Raw genomic sequence first — 17,456 nt, 5'->3', positions numbered from 1 at the left:
TGATGGAATTCAACTTTATTTTTTGTCAGGCTTCTTTAGCGAATTCATTTAAAGGCTATTTATTCACTTTTCATAATAAAAGTGCTCAAATAGATATCCTATCACTCGTATTGTGAAGAAATTATCTTATAAGATTTGACTTCAAAAATTACATATCGCGCTCTAAAGTCAAGTCTTTAAAATGAGCAGTGTGCAATATAAAAATCATTCAAATGCACTAAAAAACAGTTTGTGAGAGAGGAATAGTAGATGAATACGCGATCTACCATTATGGATACCAATAGCTTCCGTGCCGAGCATGCGAGTGCACTAGATTCTGAAACCCGAGAACTGACCGATCGACGTAGCCAAAATTTAGGTGAATCTTACCGCTTGTTTTATCGAAACCCAGTGCATCTTGTAAAAGGGCAAGGACAATACCTTTGGGATGCTGCAGGCAATCAATACTTGGATGCTTATAACAATGTCGCTAGTATAGGACATTGCCATCCTGCGGTAATCAATGCCGTAAATGAACAAATGCAAATGTTGAATACACATACTCGTTATTTACATGAGCGCATTTTAGATTATACCGACGAACTTTTAGCGACCACACCGACTGAAATTAACAAAGCCATGTATATGTGTACGGGTTCTGAGGCGAATGATTTGGCCATTCGTATTGCCCGTGAATACAGTGGTGGTACGGGTATTATTGTGTCGCAAGAAGCCTATCATGGTACTAGTGATCTTACTTCGGGCTGTTCGCCTGCGCTTGGTACAGGACAGACCTTAGCTGCTACAACTCGTTTGGTGGCAGCACCTGATCAATATCGTTTTGAGGGTGAAGATTTAGGTGACTGGTTCGCCGCGCAAATTCAAGCACAAATTGATGATATGAATGCCAATGGCATCAAGTTTGCAGGCTTCTTAGCCGATTCCATTTTTTCATCAGACGGGGTAATGCCAAATCCTACTGGTTTCCTGAAAAAAGCAGTGGATGTAGTGCATGCCAATGGTGGTATTTTCATTGCTGATGAAGTACAGCCTGGTTTTGCTCGTACAGGCGATTCTTTTTGGGGTTTTGGGCGTCATGGTGTGGTGCCCGACATCATTACCACAGGCAAGCCGATGGGCAATGGTATTCCAGTATCAGGTTTACTCGCGAAAGATCATGTGTTGTCTGCCTTTAGTCAAAAAATCCCTTATTTCAATACCTTTGGGGGGAATCCTGTGGCGATGGCAGCGGCGCAGGCCGTGCTGAAAACTATTCAAGAAGAAGAGTTACAAGCCCATAGTCAGCGCCTTGGTGGTCTACTTTTGACAGAATTGCGTAAGCTGATGGAAAAGTATGACTGTGTTGGTGATGTGCGTGGTGCTGGTTTATTTATTGGTTTCGAATTGGTACAAGATCGTTTCACCAAAATGCCTGATAAAGCTCTGGCACTGGATTTGATTGAAGAATTGCGTAATACGCATCGTGTGCTGACCTCTGTTGCGGGACCATATGGCAATGTCTTGAAGTTACGTCCACCATTGGTGTTCCAAGAAAAGGATATTGATTGGTTGGTTGGAGCGTTGGATCAAGCCTTAAGTAAACTGCAAAAATAAACTTAAATGTCATACATATTTAACCCCGCTCAATGAGCGGGGTTTCTTTTTTATTGATGTCTTACCACTTAATGTCGTAATTGGCGTGGTGTACAGCCAAACCAACGCTTGAATGCACGGGAAAAGGCACTGACTTCGGAATAGCCTAATAAAAATGCTACTTCAGAAATCGGTAAATTCTTCTGTTGAATATAGTGTTTGGCCAGTTCATAACGAACTTGATCAATTAGTTGAGTAAAGGTGATGTCGTGTGATTTTAAGCGCCGTGATAAGGTACATGGACTCATATGTAAATCTAGTGCAACTTTTTCCAAGTTGGGTTCACCATGAATCAAATCTTGCTGAATGTGTGCACGGACTTGATTGGTTAAAGTTTGTGACTGCGATTGCGTATTCAGAATTTTTAAAGTGTCGAGCATCATGGTGAGCAGCAACGGGTCTGACTGTGGCATTGCGGTTTTAAGGTCTGATTTGGCAATCAAAATTGAATTGAATGGCTGATCAAAAAACACTGATGCATTAAACAGTTTACTGTGTTCTTGCCAAAACTCGGGACGTGGGTGTTCAAAATGAATTTCGCGTGGTGAATAGTGTGTGCCCAAGACTTCACGAATTACATTCATAAACATGCCCACTGTGAGTTCGGCATCTTGTCGTCGCGATAAAATTGCACCATGCTGGACTTGGTAGTCGAAACGATAGGCATCATTGACTTCAACCATACGGCATAAAGTATCTTTTTGATGCAGATTAAAATGTGAGGTCATGTTCTTTAATGCATCTTCCAGCGATGCTGAACATAAACCAATATAGCCAATCAGTCCTAAAGCTTTGGGATGAAATTGCTGTCCATAATGCAGTCCGAAATTATCGCAATGTGATAGTTTTGCGGATTGTTCCAAGACTTCGCAATAATTGGTGAGTTGCAAACTGAGGGTGGGGCTGAGCAATAATTCAGGATTAATACCACTGATCCCAAAAATGCGATCGACATCGGCACCTTTATGCAGAATAAAGTCACTTAGGCCTGTCGCGGCAGCTGATAAAATGCCTTGGTTGCTGATGTCTTGAGCGTTGATGGAGAGAGGATTAAATTGAATCATGCATAGCCTCTTTTAATACAGAACCGTTATTGTTCTAAATTAAGCAAGAGCTATGCCATTCAATGCTTTACGGTTTGCTTCTGCCTACAGGTATTTTTTTATATACCTGCTGGAATTTGGTTGTTAAGATATTTTTTGCAAAGTCGCACAGTTTCATCCGACCATTGAGCTCCCAAACTTTTGGCCATGTCGGTATAGGCATGTGAACCGAACCAAGCCATCAATTGGATTCTACGTTGCATAATAAAGGTGGGAACCAACGCATACTCTTCTGCACTCACATGCCCAATTTTTTCATAACCATTCAACCATTGTTCGACCCACTTGGGTGCAGCAGTATAGTGTTCATTAAAACTAATTGCTGCAGCTAAGTCATGCATAAACCAGCCCATGCCGCAGTCGTCAAAATCAATCACACCAACCTTTTTTTCATTCAACAACAGATTGGTCAGTCTGAGGTCAGCATGGATCAGCCCATAGTGATCTTTGGACTTCCCAAATTGATTTAGCTCGGTGGCAACACGGCAAATTGCCTCATCAATCACGGCATGATCTACCGATTTTAACTGTGGGGCATGACGCCAGTCACCCCAATGTCCATCGGCAAAAACCATACTTTCATGATCCCAAACAATACGTTGGAAGTAGGCTGGCATCTCCCATGTTTTACTGTGCAGGTGCAGTTGTGCTGTGATTTCACCCAACTGCTTAAAATCACATGGATCGACATTATCTGCTGTAGGCATTACACCTTTCACCCAATGAAAGAGCACTGCATGCCTTGAAATATCTGGACTGAGTGCCAATGTTTGGACTTTATCTCCATGACAGTCGGCAATGGCAATCGGCACCGCGATGCCATGCGCATTTAACGCATCTAACCATGCTAGTTCACTTTCGATTTGTTGTTTGGAATGATAATTGGGACGATGAATGCGTAGTGCATATTGTTGTTGAGCGGTTTTCACAACAAAGGTGGCATTTTCAGATTGGCAGAGTAATTTGATCTCGCCTTGATAGCATGCTGGATAGGTTTGCATGGCTTTTTTTGCCAATTCGTAGAGTTGTTGAATGCTTAAATATTCATTTTGTTGGACGCTCATGTTGTACTCCTTTTCATGCTGATCTTGGGTGCGGAGTCCCAGACTTTGAGCTGATCTTATAAAAGAAAAAAAAGAGCAACTTGACTTCAAGCGACTATGCTCATGATTTATTGTCAAGTTTAAAGCCGATATTTCACCGATATTAAAGTGGTCGAATTTGGTGAAAAGGTGATCGAGCATCATGAAAAATGAAATGATAATGACGGAGAGTGTCGCAGATAACACCGAATATTTTGCCCAACGCCAACTGAAAAAGGGTGCCGTCGGTTGGTTACTGTTGGTGGGGTTAGGGGTGTCTTATGTGATTTCGGGTGACTTCGCAGGTTGGAATTTTGGTATTGCGCAAGGTGGTTGGGGCGGATTATTTGTTGCTACGATTGTAGTGGCATTTATGTATCTATGCATGAGCTTGTCGATGTCAGAAATGTCGACCATGCTGCCAACAGCAGGCGGGGGCTATAGTTTTGCGCGAGTGGCGTTTGGGCAATTTGGTGGTTATCTTACAGGGACTGCAATTCTGATTGAATATGCAGTCGCACCTGCCGCAATTGCAGTTTTTATTGGCAATTATTGTGAAGCTTTATTTGGCATAGGTGGCTGGCCGATTTATCTGTTTTGCTATGTGTTTTTCATGGCAATTCATTTACAAGGTGCAGGTGAGGCTCTGAAAATAATGTTTGGCATTACCGCAATTGCTTGTGTGGCGCTGTTGGTGTTTATAGTGGCAATGGTTCCACACTTTAATGCTGCCAATTTATTTAATATTGCAGTAATGCTAAATACTGCGGGGGCGAGTTCATTTTTGCCTCTCGGTTACATGGGCATTTGGGCTGCTGTCCCGTTTGCAATCTGGTTTTTCCTTGCAGTTGAAGGCGTGCCTTTGGCTGCTGAAGAAGCCAAAGATCCAGTCAAATCTTTACCACGTGGTTTAATTGGTTCAATGTTGATTCTGGCTGCATTTGCCCTGCTGATTTTGTTTTTAAGTGCTGGTGCGATGGGTGCAGAGCAAGTGAAAAATTCAGGAGCACCATTGGTTGATGCATTAATTGCAGTCTATGGACAGCATTCATGGATTGCCAGTTTTGTGAATTTTGTGGGATTAGCAGGTTTAGTAGCAAGCTTCTTCTCGATTATTTATGCTTATTCGCGTCAAGTGTTTGCCCTATCGCGTGCGGGTTATTTACCGAAAATATTATCGCTCACCAATAATAAACAAGCGCCGAAATGGGCGATTGTGATTCCTGGGGTAATTGGCTTTGTATTGTCATTAACGGGTGAAGGAGATTTGCTGATTTTGATTGCGGTGTTTGGTGCCACCATTTCTTATGTGTTGATGATGATGTCGCATATTAAATTGCGTTTTTCCCGTCCAGATTTAGCACGACCATATAAAACACCCGGCGGCATCGTCACTTCAAGTATAGCATTGGTTTTGGCCTGTGCTGCAGTGGTGGCGGGTTTAATGGTTAATCCAAAAGTATGGTGTTTGGCAGCGCTAATTTATGGTTTATTCATTCTGTATTATCTGCTGTATAGCAGACATCATCTGGTGGAAGGCACGCCTGAACAAGAGTTTGCATCTATTGAAATCAGAGATGAATAGTTGAGTGAAATTTACCTAATTTTTAAGAATATCAATCCCATTTTTAATGGGCTTGATATTCTTAAATGCTCATTAAATTATTTGGTGGTGTTTTAAAAAGTATGCTGAGATTAAATGAAGCCATTATTGATGTAAAAGAAGGTTAAGTCGAAGGCTTTAAAATGGTTTCCAGGTGGTGTTTCAAGCTTTTTGGAGAAATTACAACTTCTTCTAAAACCACGCCTTATTCGATGCCTTATTTTGCAATTATTACCTTCAATTCCTACAGTAAACAACTTACCAATACTTTGCTTGCAGTTTTTAAAAGCAGTGATGAAACTGTCCCAATGATCACTTGCAATTCGGGTGTAGTGAATACCTAATTGTTTAAGCTTTGTCTTCAACCTTTGGACTGTAGCTAAATGTCTCTTACCCCAAACATAAGCAACAACCTCACCTGTTTCTCGATGGTAGGCGTAAATAAGCCATTGTTTATTATTTTTATTTCCAACAAAAGTCCAGAATTCATCTACTTCGAGAGATTCATAATGACTTTGTTTAGGCTGAATTTGATAGGCCGATTCAGTTAAAGTCCGTAAGACTTTACCGATACTAATGCGCTCAACTTCAGCGATATCTCGTATACCGCTGCCTCTGACCATTAACTGTAATATTTTATGAGTAATGCCAGAATTACATCCTAGATAGCTCAGAGCATGGTCACCAATAAACTGACGTTTGCAGTCTTTGCATTGGTAGTTTTGTTTCCCATCTACTTTGATGCCATTTTTCTTTATACTGTCACTGAGGCAGGTTGGCCATTTGATTTCTAGAGTTATTTGCATTTCTCTGTTTTATCAAAATTCAACCTGCTTTTTTTTAGCATACTTTTTGATACACCACCAAATATTTTTCTTTGCTTCGAGGTCGCTGAGTTCGTAAAAGGCCTGAATACCGCCTGCGGCTTTAATTCCATCTAAAGCGACAGATAGAGCTTCCTGATCTGACGGGAATGTTTCATCTCATACCGTAGAAGTACCATTTTGGTTTACCACTTCCAGTGTCCAGTCACTATCGGGTAATCGATAAATTAGAACTTCAATTTGCTCATTATCCTCTTTTAAAATTTGAGACAAGGGAGAATCGATTAAATCATTTTCATCATAATCCATAGTACTGTCATTATCAGACATCAGCGGCAGCCTTTATTGTATTTAATATCCGTCCATAGTAATGAATGAATTAAATTTTGCCTAGCAGTGGATATTATGGGGTACAAAGAATGGCTAAATTCAAAAAATAATTGCCCCGACAATAAAACAAAATAATCCAAAAATTACCCAAATCCAGACATTCGATTTGGGTTTCTCAGTATGTGATGTATAGAGTGGTTGTTGTTCCTGAGCAGGAATTTTTTGGTTGCCTGCTCTTTTTTTATAGGGTTGGTGCTTGGAATAGGATAGGCCTGTGCCTGGAATACCAACGCTGGTTCGGGTGCCTTTTTTGCCAATATTTAAAGAAGCACCAGGTTTGCCAATGCTCGCGCTACTAATGCCTTTATGCGTCAGATTAATTTTTAATCCAGGTAGCAGTTTAATACTCTTGCGAAATCTGAAGCCCATATTTTTTCCATTTACAAGAACCAGTTTGGTTTCTATCTCAGTTGTCCGGATACAGTGAAATAAGAGTTTGATTCATTCATAGGACTGATCATTTGACTTATCTAGTGAAAAATCAGTATGTTCTTTAACATAAGATATTGGCTTTTAGACAATGAATCAAACATCAAATTATTACAATCAACATGCTCAAGCATTTTTTGAAAATACCTATCAGGTTGAAATGGAAAGTCTTTACGCACCATTTCTAAGATATTTGCCGGAACAGGCATTGATCCTGGATTTGGGCTGTGGTTCGGGTCGGGACACTTTGGCATTTAAGAAAAAAGGCTATCAAGTTGAGGCAATTGATTATTCTACCGAGCTGGTTGAAAAGGCGAGAGAGCTGACAGGCATCGAGGTACGTCAGCAAAGTTTTTATGAGCTGAATGAAGTAGCTAAGTATGATGGGATTTGGGCCTGTGCTTCTCTTTTACACTGTGAAAGAGATCGCCTGACTGAAGTGCTGGCGCGCATATTTAAAGCATTAAAGCCAAATGGTGTGTGTTATATGTCTTTTAAATATGGAAATACAGATCGTGAGAAAGAGGGGCGTAGCTTTACTGATCTAAATGAGCAGCAAGCTCATGACTTACTCAAACAAATCGACCAGGCTTTACTTTTACAGCAATGGATTACAGTAGATAAACGTCCAGACCGTACAGAAGAGTGGTTAAATATCCTGATTAGAAAAATGCAGGCTTAGCCATGTTATTTAGTACAGCTGAAATACCAACACCTCAAGAACAGCTGAAATTCTTGAAGCATATTCAGCAGATATTGCAGTCAGGGACTTTTACTTCGACATATAAGTTTGCTTTGCTGATAAGTATCACGCGTCTGGCGATTGAACAGGGTCAAGATACCGGTGCTGCCTTGCATTTGGACTATCAGGATATTGCGGAAAAGTTTATTGACCTGTACTGGAAACAGTCTCTGCCGTTTCAGTTTAACCAGTATGAGCCTTTTACTATTCATCAAAGCACTGGTAAGCAGGCAAAGATCATCAGTGAAATTCAGAATGCACAGCAACAATTCAAGACCTTGGCCGCGTTGAGAAAGAATGTACTTTACTGGAATAGGCTGAAGCGAACAGTTGCGACAACGGTTAAGCAAATGCCGGTAGTATATTTGCAGAATCTGAATGGTCAAACGGTAGAGTTTCTCTATCATCTGCAGGATTGCAAACAGTCACTTAAGCTGTTGCCCAAGGTGATGTATTGCTTAAGACAATTCAGTGAAATTATTGAAGAGCTGTGCCAGAAGCGCTGGATTGATTTTGTCCGACTGAACAAGCAGAACCTAGTTGTACTTGATGGCTTGCCTGACCTAGATGAATTCATGTTTGCTCCAAGTCGTAATCAATTGGGGCAGGTCGCGGACTTCTTAATTGACTTACAGCAATGCCAGTGTTTTTACTGTGGCAAAAGCCTGAAAAACTCAAAATATGCCGTGGATCATTTTATTCCCTGGTCTCTATATCCTGCCGATACCGGACATAATTTTGTCCTGGCAGATGATAAATGTAATTCACAGAAAAGTAATTATCTAGCGTCCGAGCAATTCCTAGATCAATGGAGAGAACGTAATCATCTGCATGATCAGGCGATTAGTCGGGAGATTTCGCAACTCGGTTTTTTGACCGATCTGCGGCGTTCACATCGGGTTGCAGACTGGGCCTATCAGCAGGCGATTGAGCATGAGTATTTAGTCTGGTTGGGGGGAAAAGAGAAGAAGATATTAGCCCGAGTGTATTAAACTATTAAGTTTCAAAAATATTTTTAACTGTATGAATCACACAAATTCTTTAAAAAGACTGCGTCAATATGTGACGTTAATTTCCTGAAATTTCTTCAAATAATTATTGGAAAAGGATATTTTAAGGACAACTCTTCTTCATAATTGATGATAAGAATGGAACAGCTCAATCCATCAGATCTAAAAGCAATATTACATTCGAAACGTGCCAATCTGTACTATCTTGAACATTGTCGTGTGATGCAGAAAGATGGTCGAGTACTTTATCTGACTGAGGCTAAAAACGAAAATCAATATTGGAATATTCCGATTGCCAATACTACAGTGATTTTATTGGGTACAGGTACATCGATTACTCAAGCAGCCATGCGTATGCTTGCCAGTGCAGGGGTGCTTGTAGGTTTTACGGGTGGTGGTGGAACGCCTCTTTTTATGGGCTGTGAAATCGAGTGGATGACACCACAGAGTGAATATCGCCCAACTGAGTATATGCAAGGCTGGATGCAATTTTGGTTTGATGATACCAAACGCCTAGAAGTAGCTAAACAATTTCAACTCACGCGGATTGAGTTTATAAGAAAAATTTGGTCAAAAGACCGAGATTTAAAAGAGTACAGCTTTTATATTGATGATTTAGATATAACACAAGCTTTAGATGGCTTTGCTAATAAAATTCCACAGCAAACCAAAGTAGGTGATTTACTCCTTACAGAGGCAGCAACGACAAAACAGCTTTATAAAATTGCAGCAACACGTACAGGCTTAAAAGATTTTAGCCGTAACCCTGAACAAGGTGATTTAGCTAATGATTTTTTAAATCATGGCAATTATCTGGCTTATGGTTTAGCAGCGACAACACTTTGGGTACTTGGAATTCCACACGGTTTTGCAGTCATGCATGGCAAGACGCGTCGAGGGGCTTTAGTGTTTGATGTGGCAGATTTAATTAAGGATGCTGTGGTTTTACCGTACGCGTTTATTTGTGCCAAAGAGAAAATGACTGAGCAAGAATTTAGACAGCAGATTTTGCAAAAATTTACCGAGCATAAAGCACTCGACTTTATGTTTGATCAAGTCAAAGCACAAGCTTGCAAAAATCATGATGTAGAGGAGTAAGCATTATGATTGTGACTTTTATTTCCCAATGTGAAAAGAAAGCCATTCCACGCACCCGACGTGTTTTGGATGCTTTTGCTGACAGGATTGGCGATAACACGTGGCAAACCATCATTACCGAAGAAGGTCTAATAGCTGTTAAAAAATTATTGCGTAAAACCGTGACCAAAAGTACAGCGGTGAGTTGTCATTGGATTCGAGGACGGCGTAGAAGTGAATTGCTATGGATTGTAGGAAATCGGAATAAGTTTAATGCTGAGGGAATTGTGCCAGTAAATACTACACAGAAAAAGTTAGATCAAAACAAATGGGAAAATGATTGGCATTATTTACCTCTAATTAAAGCATTAGTAGCTATTTCAGCCCTATTACATGATTGGGGAAAAGCCACAGTTTTATTTCAAGAAAAACTGCAACCAAAGAATAAACAGAGTATAAAGGGTGATCCATTACGCCATGAGTGGATATCCTGTTTATTACTTAATGCCTTAGTACATTCTTCAGAAAATCCAAAAAATGATGAGGCATGGTTGAATTTATTCATTCATCAATCATGGGTTGAAGGCAAACTTAAAGCAACAGTCCTAAAGAATTTAGACAAAACCAAAGCTCTGGATTATTTACCACCTTTAGCTCAGTTGGTGGCATGGTTAATTGTGTCACACCATCGATTACCTACATTAAAATCTAAAGATGAAAATAAAAAGTCAAAAGATTATTTAGAAGATTTTATAGATGAAGATGTAAGAAGTTTCTCTTCATTATTTTCTTATATTCAAGCTGAATGGGGTTATCAAAATAAATTCGATGAAGAAGAATATCAGCAACGCCTAAAACAGTGTTTTGAATTTCCACAAGGTTTATTAAGCCAATCTCAATCATGGACAAAAGAGATTCAAAAATGGTCTAGGCGTTTGTTGCAAGAGCAAGAGAATATTGCACAGGTCTTAAAAGATGGCAGTTGGCGTGTAGTTTTACACCATGCACGTTTATGTTTGATGTTGGGTGATCATTATTATTCATCTTGTGATGCGGATAAAACGTGGAAAACAAATTTGAGCTTAATTGCTAATACTGATCATAAAACTAAACAGCCGAAGCAATTTTTAGATGAACATTTAGTACATGTCAGTAAAAATGCCATGCGTGTTGTACAATCCTTAAGTCGTTTAGCGGATGAAATGGAACCTGCGTATGATATTCAAAAATTAAAAAAGAAAAGTCCGCAAGGTTTTGAATGGCAAGATCATGCAGTTAAAGAGATCAAAAAATTTCGACAAAAATATGACGATGACATCGAACAGGGATGGTTTATTGTCAATATGGCAAGTACAGGCAAAGGTAAAACCATTGCTAATGCCAAAATTATGCAAGCCTTATCTAAAGATGGACTATCACTACGTTATGTGCTGGCATTGGGGCTACGGACTTTAACTTTACAAACTGGAGATTCATACCGTAAAGATATTGGTTTGGGTAATGATGAACTTGCGGTCTTAATTGGTTCTAAAGCTGTACAAGAATTACATCAGCAACAGCATCAGAAACAGAATAATCAAGATGAGAATCCATTGGATGAAATCGGTTCGGAATCTTTAGAACAGCTTTTAGACAATGAGCTTGATTATGCAGAAATGCCTCAAGCTGATTTTATGAATGTTCTATTTCCACAAGCTCAAGCCGAACGTAATAAAGCCTTTTTATATAAGCCTGTTTTAGCCTGTACGATTGATCACATCATGTCGGCAACTGAAACTAAACGTGGTGGCAAATATATTTTACCTAGTTTACGCCTATCTTCTTCTGATTTAGTCATCGACGAAGTAGATGACTTCAATGGCCAAGATTTAATTGCGATTGCTCGATTAATTCATCTTACAGCGATGTTAGGTCGTAAAGTGATGATCTCATCGGCAACGATTCCACCAGCATTAGCAGAAGGTTTTTTCAATGTATATCAGCAAGGATGGCGAGTATATTGCGCTTTTAAAAAGCTCAAACAAGTTCAAACAGTCGGCATGTGGGTAGATGAGTTTAAGTCAAAAATCCAAGGTATTGACTTAATATCAGATAACACGATTCAGCAGTATAAAAATGCTCATGAAGCATTTGTTGAAATTCGGTCAAAAGCTTTAGTACAACAAGTGATTAAACACAAAGCTTATATTATTGAATGTCATGATTTGGTGGCACCGAAAGAACAGAAGCAACTTGAGGAAAGTCTGCAACAACAATATTTTGATCGTATTCGTCAGCATATAGAAAAATTGCATCATCACCATCATACAGTTGATGAAACAACAGGGAAAAAAGTGTCATTTGGAGTGTTACGCGTTGCCAATATTCCACCTTGTGTTGCACTCACACAATTTTTACTCAATGCTGAATGGTCAGAAAAAATTGCTCCTCGTGCGATGGCGTACCACAGTCGGCAGATTTTATTGTTACGTAGTGAGCAAGAACGTCATTTGGATACCGTACTCAAGCGTAAAGAAAAACAACATGAACAGCCTATCGCATTTTCAAATGAAGTGATTCGTCAGCATTTGGACAGTACGGATAGTGAACATGTGATTTTTATCCTCGTGGCAACACCTGTGGAAGAAGTAGGGCGTGATCACGATTTTGATTGGGCAATTGTTGAACCTTCTTCTTATCGTTCCATTATTCAATTGGCAGGGCGGGTTTTACGCCACCGTAGCTTGGAAAAAGATATAGAACAGCCGAATATTGGTCTGTTGCAATATAATTTAAAAGGGCTGCGTGGTGCGAAAGTGGCTTTTGAAAAACCAGGTTTTGAAATCAATAATGATAAGTTTAAATTAAAGACCAAAAATTTATCAGATCTGATGGATTTAAATGAAGAGGCTGGAATTAATGCTATTCCAAGAATTCAAGCCAACTCACCGTTAAAAGCTACCGAAAAACTAGCTGATTTAGAACATGCAGTTTTAGCACATAGTCTTACCAATTATAAGCAAGTTGGAGCAAAACCATTAAATGCTTGGTTAACGCAGTATTGGTTTTTAACGGCTTTACCGCAACAGTTTATGCCATTTCGACAAAGCTCACCCAATATTCAGCTCTTTGCAGTATGGAAAGATCGTAAGCTTGTGTTTTCTGAAAAAGATGATTTTGGACAATATATTGATCGAAATGGTTTTTACAAGATTCAATATTCTGAAATGACTGATTTAGAACAGCAACGTTTATGGCTTAATCGAAACTATAGCGACATATTGTGTCGTATGGTTATTGAAAAAATTTCAGAAAATCAGCACATTGAAGACGAAATAGAAGAATTATCAAAACGTTATGGGGAAATTATGTTGCCACAATATGACGAGAATAAAACACTGATGTATTCAGACCAATTTGGCTTAGTGATTCAACATTCAAAATAAAGGGAGGGGGTATGCAAAATATTATCGTAAGCTATTTGGAAGCACGAAAGGAAGATTTTTTACAGTCAAAAATTAATTCTAAGCTACGTGGCAAAAAAAATGAATTTGATGAAGAAGCTCGATTAAAGGTACGTCTAGAGTATCAGGGAGAAGCAGATGCTAAATATAATATAGGAGTATGGTTGGACAATATCATTCGTAAAGTGAAGCCAAATGTCACAACCCATCCTGCAAAATTTACCAATGCCAAAATTGACACAGATACGAGTCAAATTTTTTTAGGTCATTATGTGAATGATGGTTATATCAAAACTGGCAATGTTCATTTAAAGAATAAAGTGGATGTATCAGGTAACTCGGCGACGAATACAATTGTGTATGAACTGTATGATTTACTCGATCAAGATTTGGATAATGATCAGAAACTAATTCATAAATTTGAAGACAATAATGAATCATTAATTCAATTTTTTGAAAAAAATAAAGCCGATTTCGAATACATAAAAGCAAAGTGTTTAAAAGTTTATTATGGTGAAAAATCTACACCTGAAACGCATAGCTCAACTAGACAAGTGTATTTCCCAATAGGGAATAATGAATATCACTTATTATCTGTTAAAACAGCATCAATGTTGATGTATGAAGTAAAAAATCGTATTGATGATATGAATATTTGGGTTGATGGACAACATGCTAGAAGTTTTAAAAAAGAGAATAAATTTTTAGAAGGCGGGTTTAGTGAAGTTTTTGACATTACTGAAATTGGTTTCAGTAATGGTGATTTCATCAAAATGGGCAATTATAGTTTGTTAAATGTCAAAAATAAGGGCATTGCTTATTTACTTTCAAGCTGTCCACCTATTTTAGAAAAACGTACAGTACGATTGCCAAGAACTGATTTTTTTGCGCAGTGTTTATATCGAAAAAATTATCAAGATAGTTTTGTGCAATTGCATAAATTTATGCAGTTAGATCTAAACAATATTGATATAAGAACTGCAATTCGAAACATCCTTCAATTTGTGATTGATCAAGTCATATTAGAAGGACTAAAAATCCGAGAATCTCATCCTGCGGGATGGTCACAACAAGAATATTACGCAAGTTTACCTAAACTACAGCGTATTTGGCTTGATTCAATGTACGCAGAACAACGTGAAAATGATAGTGAATGGCGTAATGAGCTGAGTGAAGACATTGCGCGTTGGATTTTACGCACTTACGAAAAAATCATTAGTGAAGCTGGAATGTTGGGAACGGCTGAAATCAATGATGTGAAACAGCGTGTAGAAGAATCATTGCGACAAGCCAAGGAGTTTTTTTAATGCGTCATTTTTTATTGATTCCGCATCTTAAACTTCATAATGCCAATGCCATGAGCAGTCCTTATACGATTGGTTTTCCTGCAATGACCGCATGGCTTGGGGCAGTGCATGCACTTCAACGTAAACTCAAGCAACAAGGATGTGATCTTAACTTAAAGAAAGTAGCAGTGAGTTGCCATGAGTTTAATTTGCAAACCTATAAGGGAAAAAAGGATTTTGTAAAATCTTTAAAAGTATATAGAAAAGCATCAATTTTTGACGCTGACTATGGAAAAAAATATCCTAAAGACGTTTATAAATCCAAATATGATGCTCCTCTAACATCAGATGCTTTTAACGAAGAAGCTCGTTGTCACTTAGAAGTGTCTTTATTGATTGAAATTGAAAGTTCATCTAAAAGACAGAGAGATCAGCTTTTAGAGCTTGTACATGAGATTGTGGCTGGTATGAAATTTGCGAGTGGTGATGTGCTCTCAGTTAAGCCCTGCACAATATTAAATTTTGATGATGATGAAGATCAATCACAGCAATTACGTCCGATTTTAAATAAGTTGATGCTTGGGCATGTACTCATCGAACGTCGTGATTTGGTTATACAAAGTATGCAAGAGGGCAAAGATGCTTTGGATAGTGTCTTGGATTATCTCAAAGTCACCCATAGTTCAATTCAAGATGATGAAGGCAAAGTGACTTGGACATCAAAACGTCAAGCACAAGGCTGGCTTGTTCCTATTGCAGTGGGTTTTCAGGGAATTTCAGAACTCGGACAAGCCAAAAACCAGCGAGATGCCAATACACCACATCGCTTTGCAGAAAGTGTGCTGACTCTAGGTGAGTTTGTGATGCCATATCGGATTGAAAGTATTGACCAGTTATTATGGCAATACCATGTTGATTTAGAAAATAATTTATATCTATGTCAAAACCAAAATACACATTAATTTAGACTTTACAAGGAAAAATACTCATGGCTAAAAATGAAAAAGCAGTTGCAAGTGTTCTTGCATTTGAAAAAAAACTCGTTCCGTCTGATGGTTATTTTTATGGAACAACATGGGCAAATCGTACAGAACAATCCGCTTTAAAGCTGATTGAAAAGTCAGTGCGTGGCACAATCTCAAACCGTTTAAAAGCTGCTGATGCTGATCCATTAAAATTAGATGCTAAAGTGGAAAATGCTAATCTTCAAATTGTTGATGCATGTGCATTAGCAGAGCATCAAGATACGTTAAAAGTCGCATTCACTTTAAAAGTTTTAGGTGGTATTGAACAACCATCAGCATGTAATAATGAAACATTTCTAAATTCATATAAAGAAGTAGCGAAAAACTATATTCAAACTCATGGTTTTGTTGAGCTAGCTAAACGTTATGCCTTAAATATTGCTAATGCGCGCTTTTTGTGGCGTAACCGTGTAGGTGCAGAAAAGATTGAAGTTGTAGTGAAAGTTAATGAAAGTGATGCTGTAACGTTTAATGCCTTTGATTATAAATTACATGATTTTGACTGTGTAGATGCTAAGGTGCAAAACTTAGCAGATCAAATTGCACAAGCTTTAAAAGGTGAAATACCTTACTTATTAATTAAAGTAGAAGCTTACGCTTTAGTTGGAAAAGCTCAGGAAGTTTATCCAAGTGAAGAACTTGTTTTAGATAAAGGTAAGGGCGATAAGAGCAAAATTCTTTATCAAGTGAATGACGTAGCTGCGATGCATTCTCAAAAAATTGGTAATGCATTACGTACCATTGATACGTGGTATCCAGACTTTGAAGAGCAAAAATCTGCTATTGCTATAGAACCTTATGGTGCTGTGACGAACTTAGGCAAAGCGTATCGCACACCTAAAGCCAAACAGGATTTCTTTAGCTTATTTGATAAATATGCTTTAGGAGAATCTTTAGAAAATATTGAACAAGAGCATTATGTGATGGCTGTGCTCGTACGTGGTGGTGTTTTTGGTCAAAGCTCTAAGGATTAATATGAAATTTTATCAAGAAATCACCTTGATTGATCAGGCTGAAATTTCTCCTTATTTCATTTGGTCTAAGCTTTATGCACAATTGCATATTGCTTTAGCGGAACAAAAAAATATTGAGGAGAAAGTCAATATTGGTGTGTCTTTTCCTCACTATATTTATGAAGAAAAAGGCGATAATGAAAAAGCGAAGATTAATTTAGGAAAAAAGCTACGTTTATTTGCTGACTTTGAATCTGATTTAAAAAAATTAGATATCAGACATTGGCTTGATCGTTTAGAAGATTATGTACATATCACTTCTATTCGTGAAGTACCTAGCGACATTAAAGGCTATGCCATTTACAAGCGTAAGCAAGTGAAAACCAATGCTCAGCGTTTGGCACGACACCGTGTAAAACGTGGTGATATTGGTTTTGATGAAGCATTAGCAAGATATAGCAATGTGGTGACCACAACTAACTTGCCTTATATTGAAATGAAAAGCCTGAGCACTTCAGATCAGCAAAGTGAAAAACGTTTTAAATTGTTTATCGAAAAGCAATCTGCTGAAAAATCTGAAACTCAGGTTTTTAGCACTTATGGATTAAGTTCGGTGTCATCTGTACCAGAATTTTAACCCAATATTTTTATACTCTTTAACAGCTTAATAAAATCAATAGCTTATGATAGTGGTTTAAAACTTGGGTCTTTTGAGAGATTTAAGAGTTAAATCACTGTTATAACTTTATTTTTTGCTTTAAAATTGCTGTTCACTGCCATATAGGCAGCTTAGAAATGTTTATTAAAATCAATCAGACTGCATTTTCTGTTCACTGCCATATAGGCAGCTTAGAAAA

14 protein-coding genes and 1 pseudogene are annotated in these 17,456 nt (G+C 38.3%); 10 read left to right on the top strand and 5 right to left on the bottom strand.

The annotated features are described in order from the left end of the window. Window positions 1–249: 249 nt before the first annotated feature. Complete coding sequence (locus F955_RS13330; RefSeq protein ID WP_004895783.1) at window positions 250–1,593, top strand: aspartate aminotransferase family protein; 1,344 nt, start codon at window positions 250–252, stop codon at window positions 1,591–1,593. Window positions 1,594–1,661: 68 nt separating this feature from the next. Here the strand turns inward: F955_RS13330 and qhpR are convergent, their stop codons facing one another. Then, window positions 1,662–2,696, bottom strand: coding sequence for an AraC-like transcriptional regulator QhpR (gene qhpR / locus F955_RS13325; protein ID WP_004895780.1), 1,035 nt, complete (start codon window positions 2,694–2,696; stop codon window positions 1,662–1,664). Window positions 2,697–2,794: 98 nt separating this feature from the next. Beyond that, a complete protein-coding gene (locus F955_RS13320; RefSeq protein WP_004681103.1) occupies window positions 2,795–3,799 on the bottom strand; it encodes a phosphotransferase enzyme family protein in 1,005 nt (334 codons plus the stop codon). A 181-nt stretch (window positions 3,800–3,980) separates the two neighbouring features. Between F955_RS13320 and eat the strand changes: the two genes are divergently transcribed. Next, window positions 3,981–5,402, top strand: a complete 1,422-nt coding sequence (gene eat, locus F955_RS13315) for an ethanolamine permease (protein ID WP_004895778.1) — start codon at window positions 3,981–3,983, stop codon at window positions 5,400–5,402. A 110-nt stretch (window positions 5,403–5,512) separates the two neighbouring features. On the opposite strand, the gene F955_RS13310 is transcribed toward eat, so the two are convergent. The 3 genes and pseudogenes from F955_RS13310 to F955_RS13300 all read right to left on the bottom strand — a co-directional run bounded on the left by F955_RS13310 (window position 5,513) and on the right by F955_RS13300 (window position 7,003). After that, window positions 5,513–6,226 (bottom strand): IS1 family transposase, encoded by a 714-nt coding sequence (locus tag F955_RS13310; protein WP_004895776.1) that lies wholly within the window; start codon window positions 6,224–6,226, stop codon window positions 5,513–5,515. Between the two features lie 12 nt (window positions 6,227–6,238). After that, a pseudogene (locus F955_RS13305) lies at window positions 6,239–6,574 on the bottom strand (hypothetical protein). A gap of 99 nt (window positions 6,575–6,673) precedes the next feature. Beyond that, complete coding sequence (locus tag F955_RS13300; protein ID WP_004895773.1) at window positions 6,674–7,003, bottom strand: DUF4236 domain-containing protein; 330 nt, start codon at window positions 7,001–7,003, stop codon at window positions 6,674–6,676. A gap of 151 nt (window positions 7,004–7,154) precedes the next feature. On the opposite strand from F955_RS13300, the gene F955_RS13295 reads away from it, so the two are divergent. The 8 genes from F955_RS13295 to cas6f all read left to right on the top strand — a co-directional run bounded on the left by F955_RS13295 (window position 7,155) and on the right by cas6f (window position 17,236). Then, the gene (locus F955_RS13295; protein ID WP_004895771.1) at window positions 7,155–7,745 is read left to right on the top strand and encodes a class I SAM-dependent methyltransferase; all 591 of its coding nucleotides are present in this window, start codon (window positions 7,155–7,157) and stop codon (window positions 7,743–7,745) included. Window positions 7,746–7,747: 2 nt separating this feature from the next. After that, the gene (locus F955_RS13290; protein ID WP_004895770.1) at window positions 7,748–8,797 is read left to right on the top strand and encodes an HNH endonuclease; all 1,050 of its coding nucleotides are present in this window, start codon (window positions 7,748–7,750) and stop codon (window positions 8,795–8,797) included. A gap of 156 nt (window positions 8,798–8,953) precedes the next feature. After that, window positions 8,954–9,913 carry a type I-F CRISPR-associated endonuclease Cas1f gene (gene cas1f / locus F955_RS13285; protein ID WP_004895768.1) on the top strand — a complete coding sequence of 320 codons (960 nt, stop codon included), beginning with the start codon at window positions 8,954–8,956 and terminating at the stop codon, window positions 9,911–9,913. Between the two features lie 5 nt (window positions 9,914–9,918). Further along, window positions 9,919–13,317: a type I-F CRISPR-associated helicase Cas3f gene (gene cas3f / locus F955_RS13280; protein ID WP_004895766.1), complete on the top strand. Its 3,399-nt coding sequence runs from the start codon at window positions 9,919–9,921 to the stop codon at window positions 13,315–13,317. 11 nt (window positions 13,318–13,328) lie between these two features. Next, entirely contained in the window at window positions 13,329–14,642 is a 1,314-nt protein-coding gene (locus F955_RS13275; protein WP_004895765.1) for a type I-F CRISPR-associated protein Csy1, read from the top strand. Continuing rightward, window positions 14,642–15,583, top strand: coding sequence for a type I-F CRISPR-associated protein Csy2 (csy2, locus tag F955_RS13270; protein WP_004895762.1), 942 nt, complete (start codon window positions 14,642–14,644; stop codon window positions 15,581–15,583). Before F955_RS13275 ends, csy2 begins: the two co-directional genes overlap by 1 nt. A gap of 26 nt (window positions 15,584–15,609) precedes the next feature. Next, complete coding sequence (csy3, locus tag F955_RS13265; RefSeq protein WP_004895761.1) at window positions 15,610–16,620, top strand: type I-F CRISPR-associated protein Csy3; 1,011 nt, start codon at window positions 15,610–15,612, stop codon at window positions 16,618–16,620. 1 nt (window position 16,621) lies between these two features. Then, window positions 16,622–17,236 carry a type I-F CRISPR-associated endoribonuclease Cas6/Csy4 gene (gene cas6f / locus F955_RS13260; protein ID WP_004895759.1) on the top strand — a complete coding sequence of 205 codons (615 nt, stop codon included), beginning with the start codon at window positions 16,622–16,624 and terminating at the stop codon, window positions 17,234–17,236. The last annotated feature ends 220 nt before the right edge of the window (window positions 17,237–17,456 follow it).

It is taken from the genome of Acinetobacter schindleri CIP 107287 (assembly GCF_000368625.1).
In the GTDB taxonomy this organism is placed as follows: domain Bacteria; phylum Pseudomonadota; class Gammaproteobacteria; order Pseudomonadales; family Moraxellaceae; genus Acinetobacter; species Acinetobacter schindleri.
This window is presented reverse-complemented; position numbering and strand designations above follow the sequence as displayed.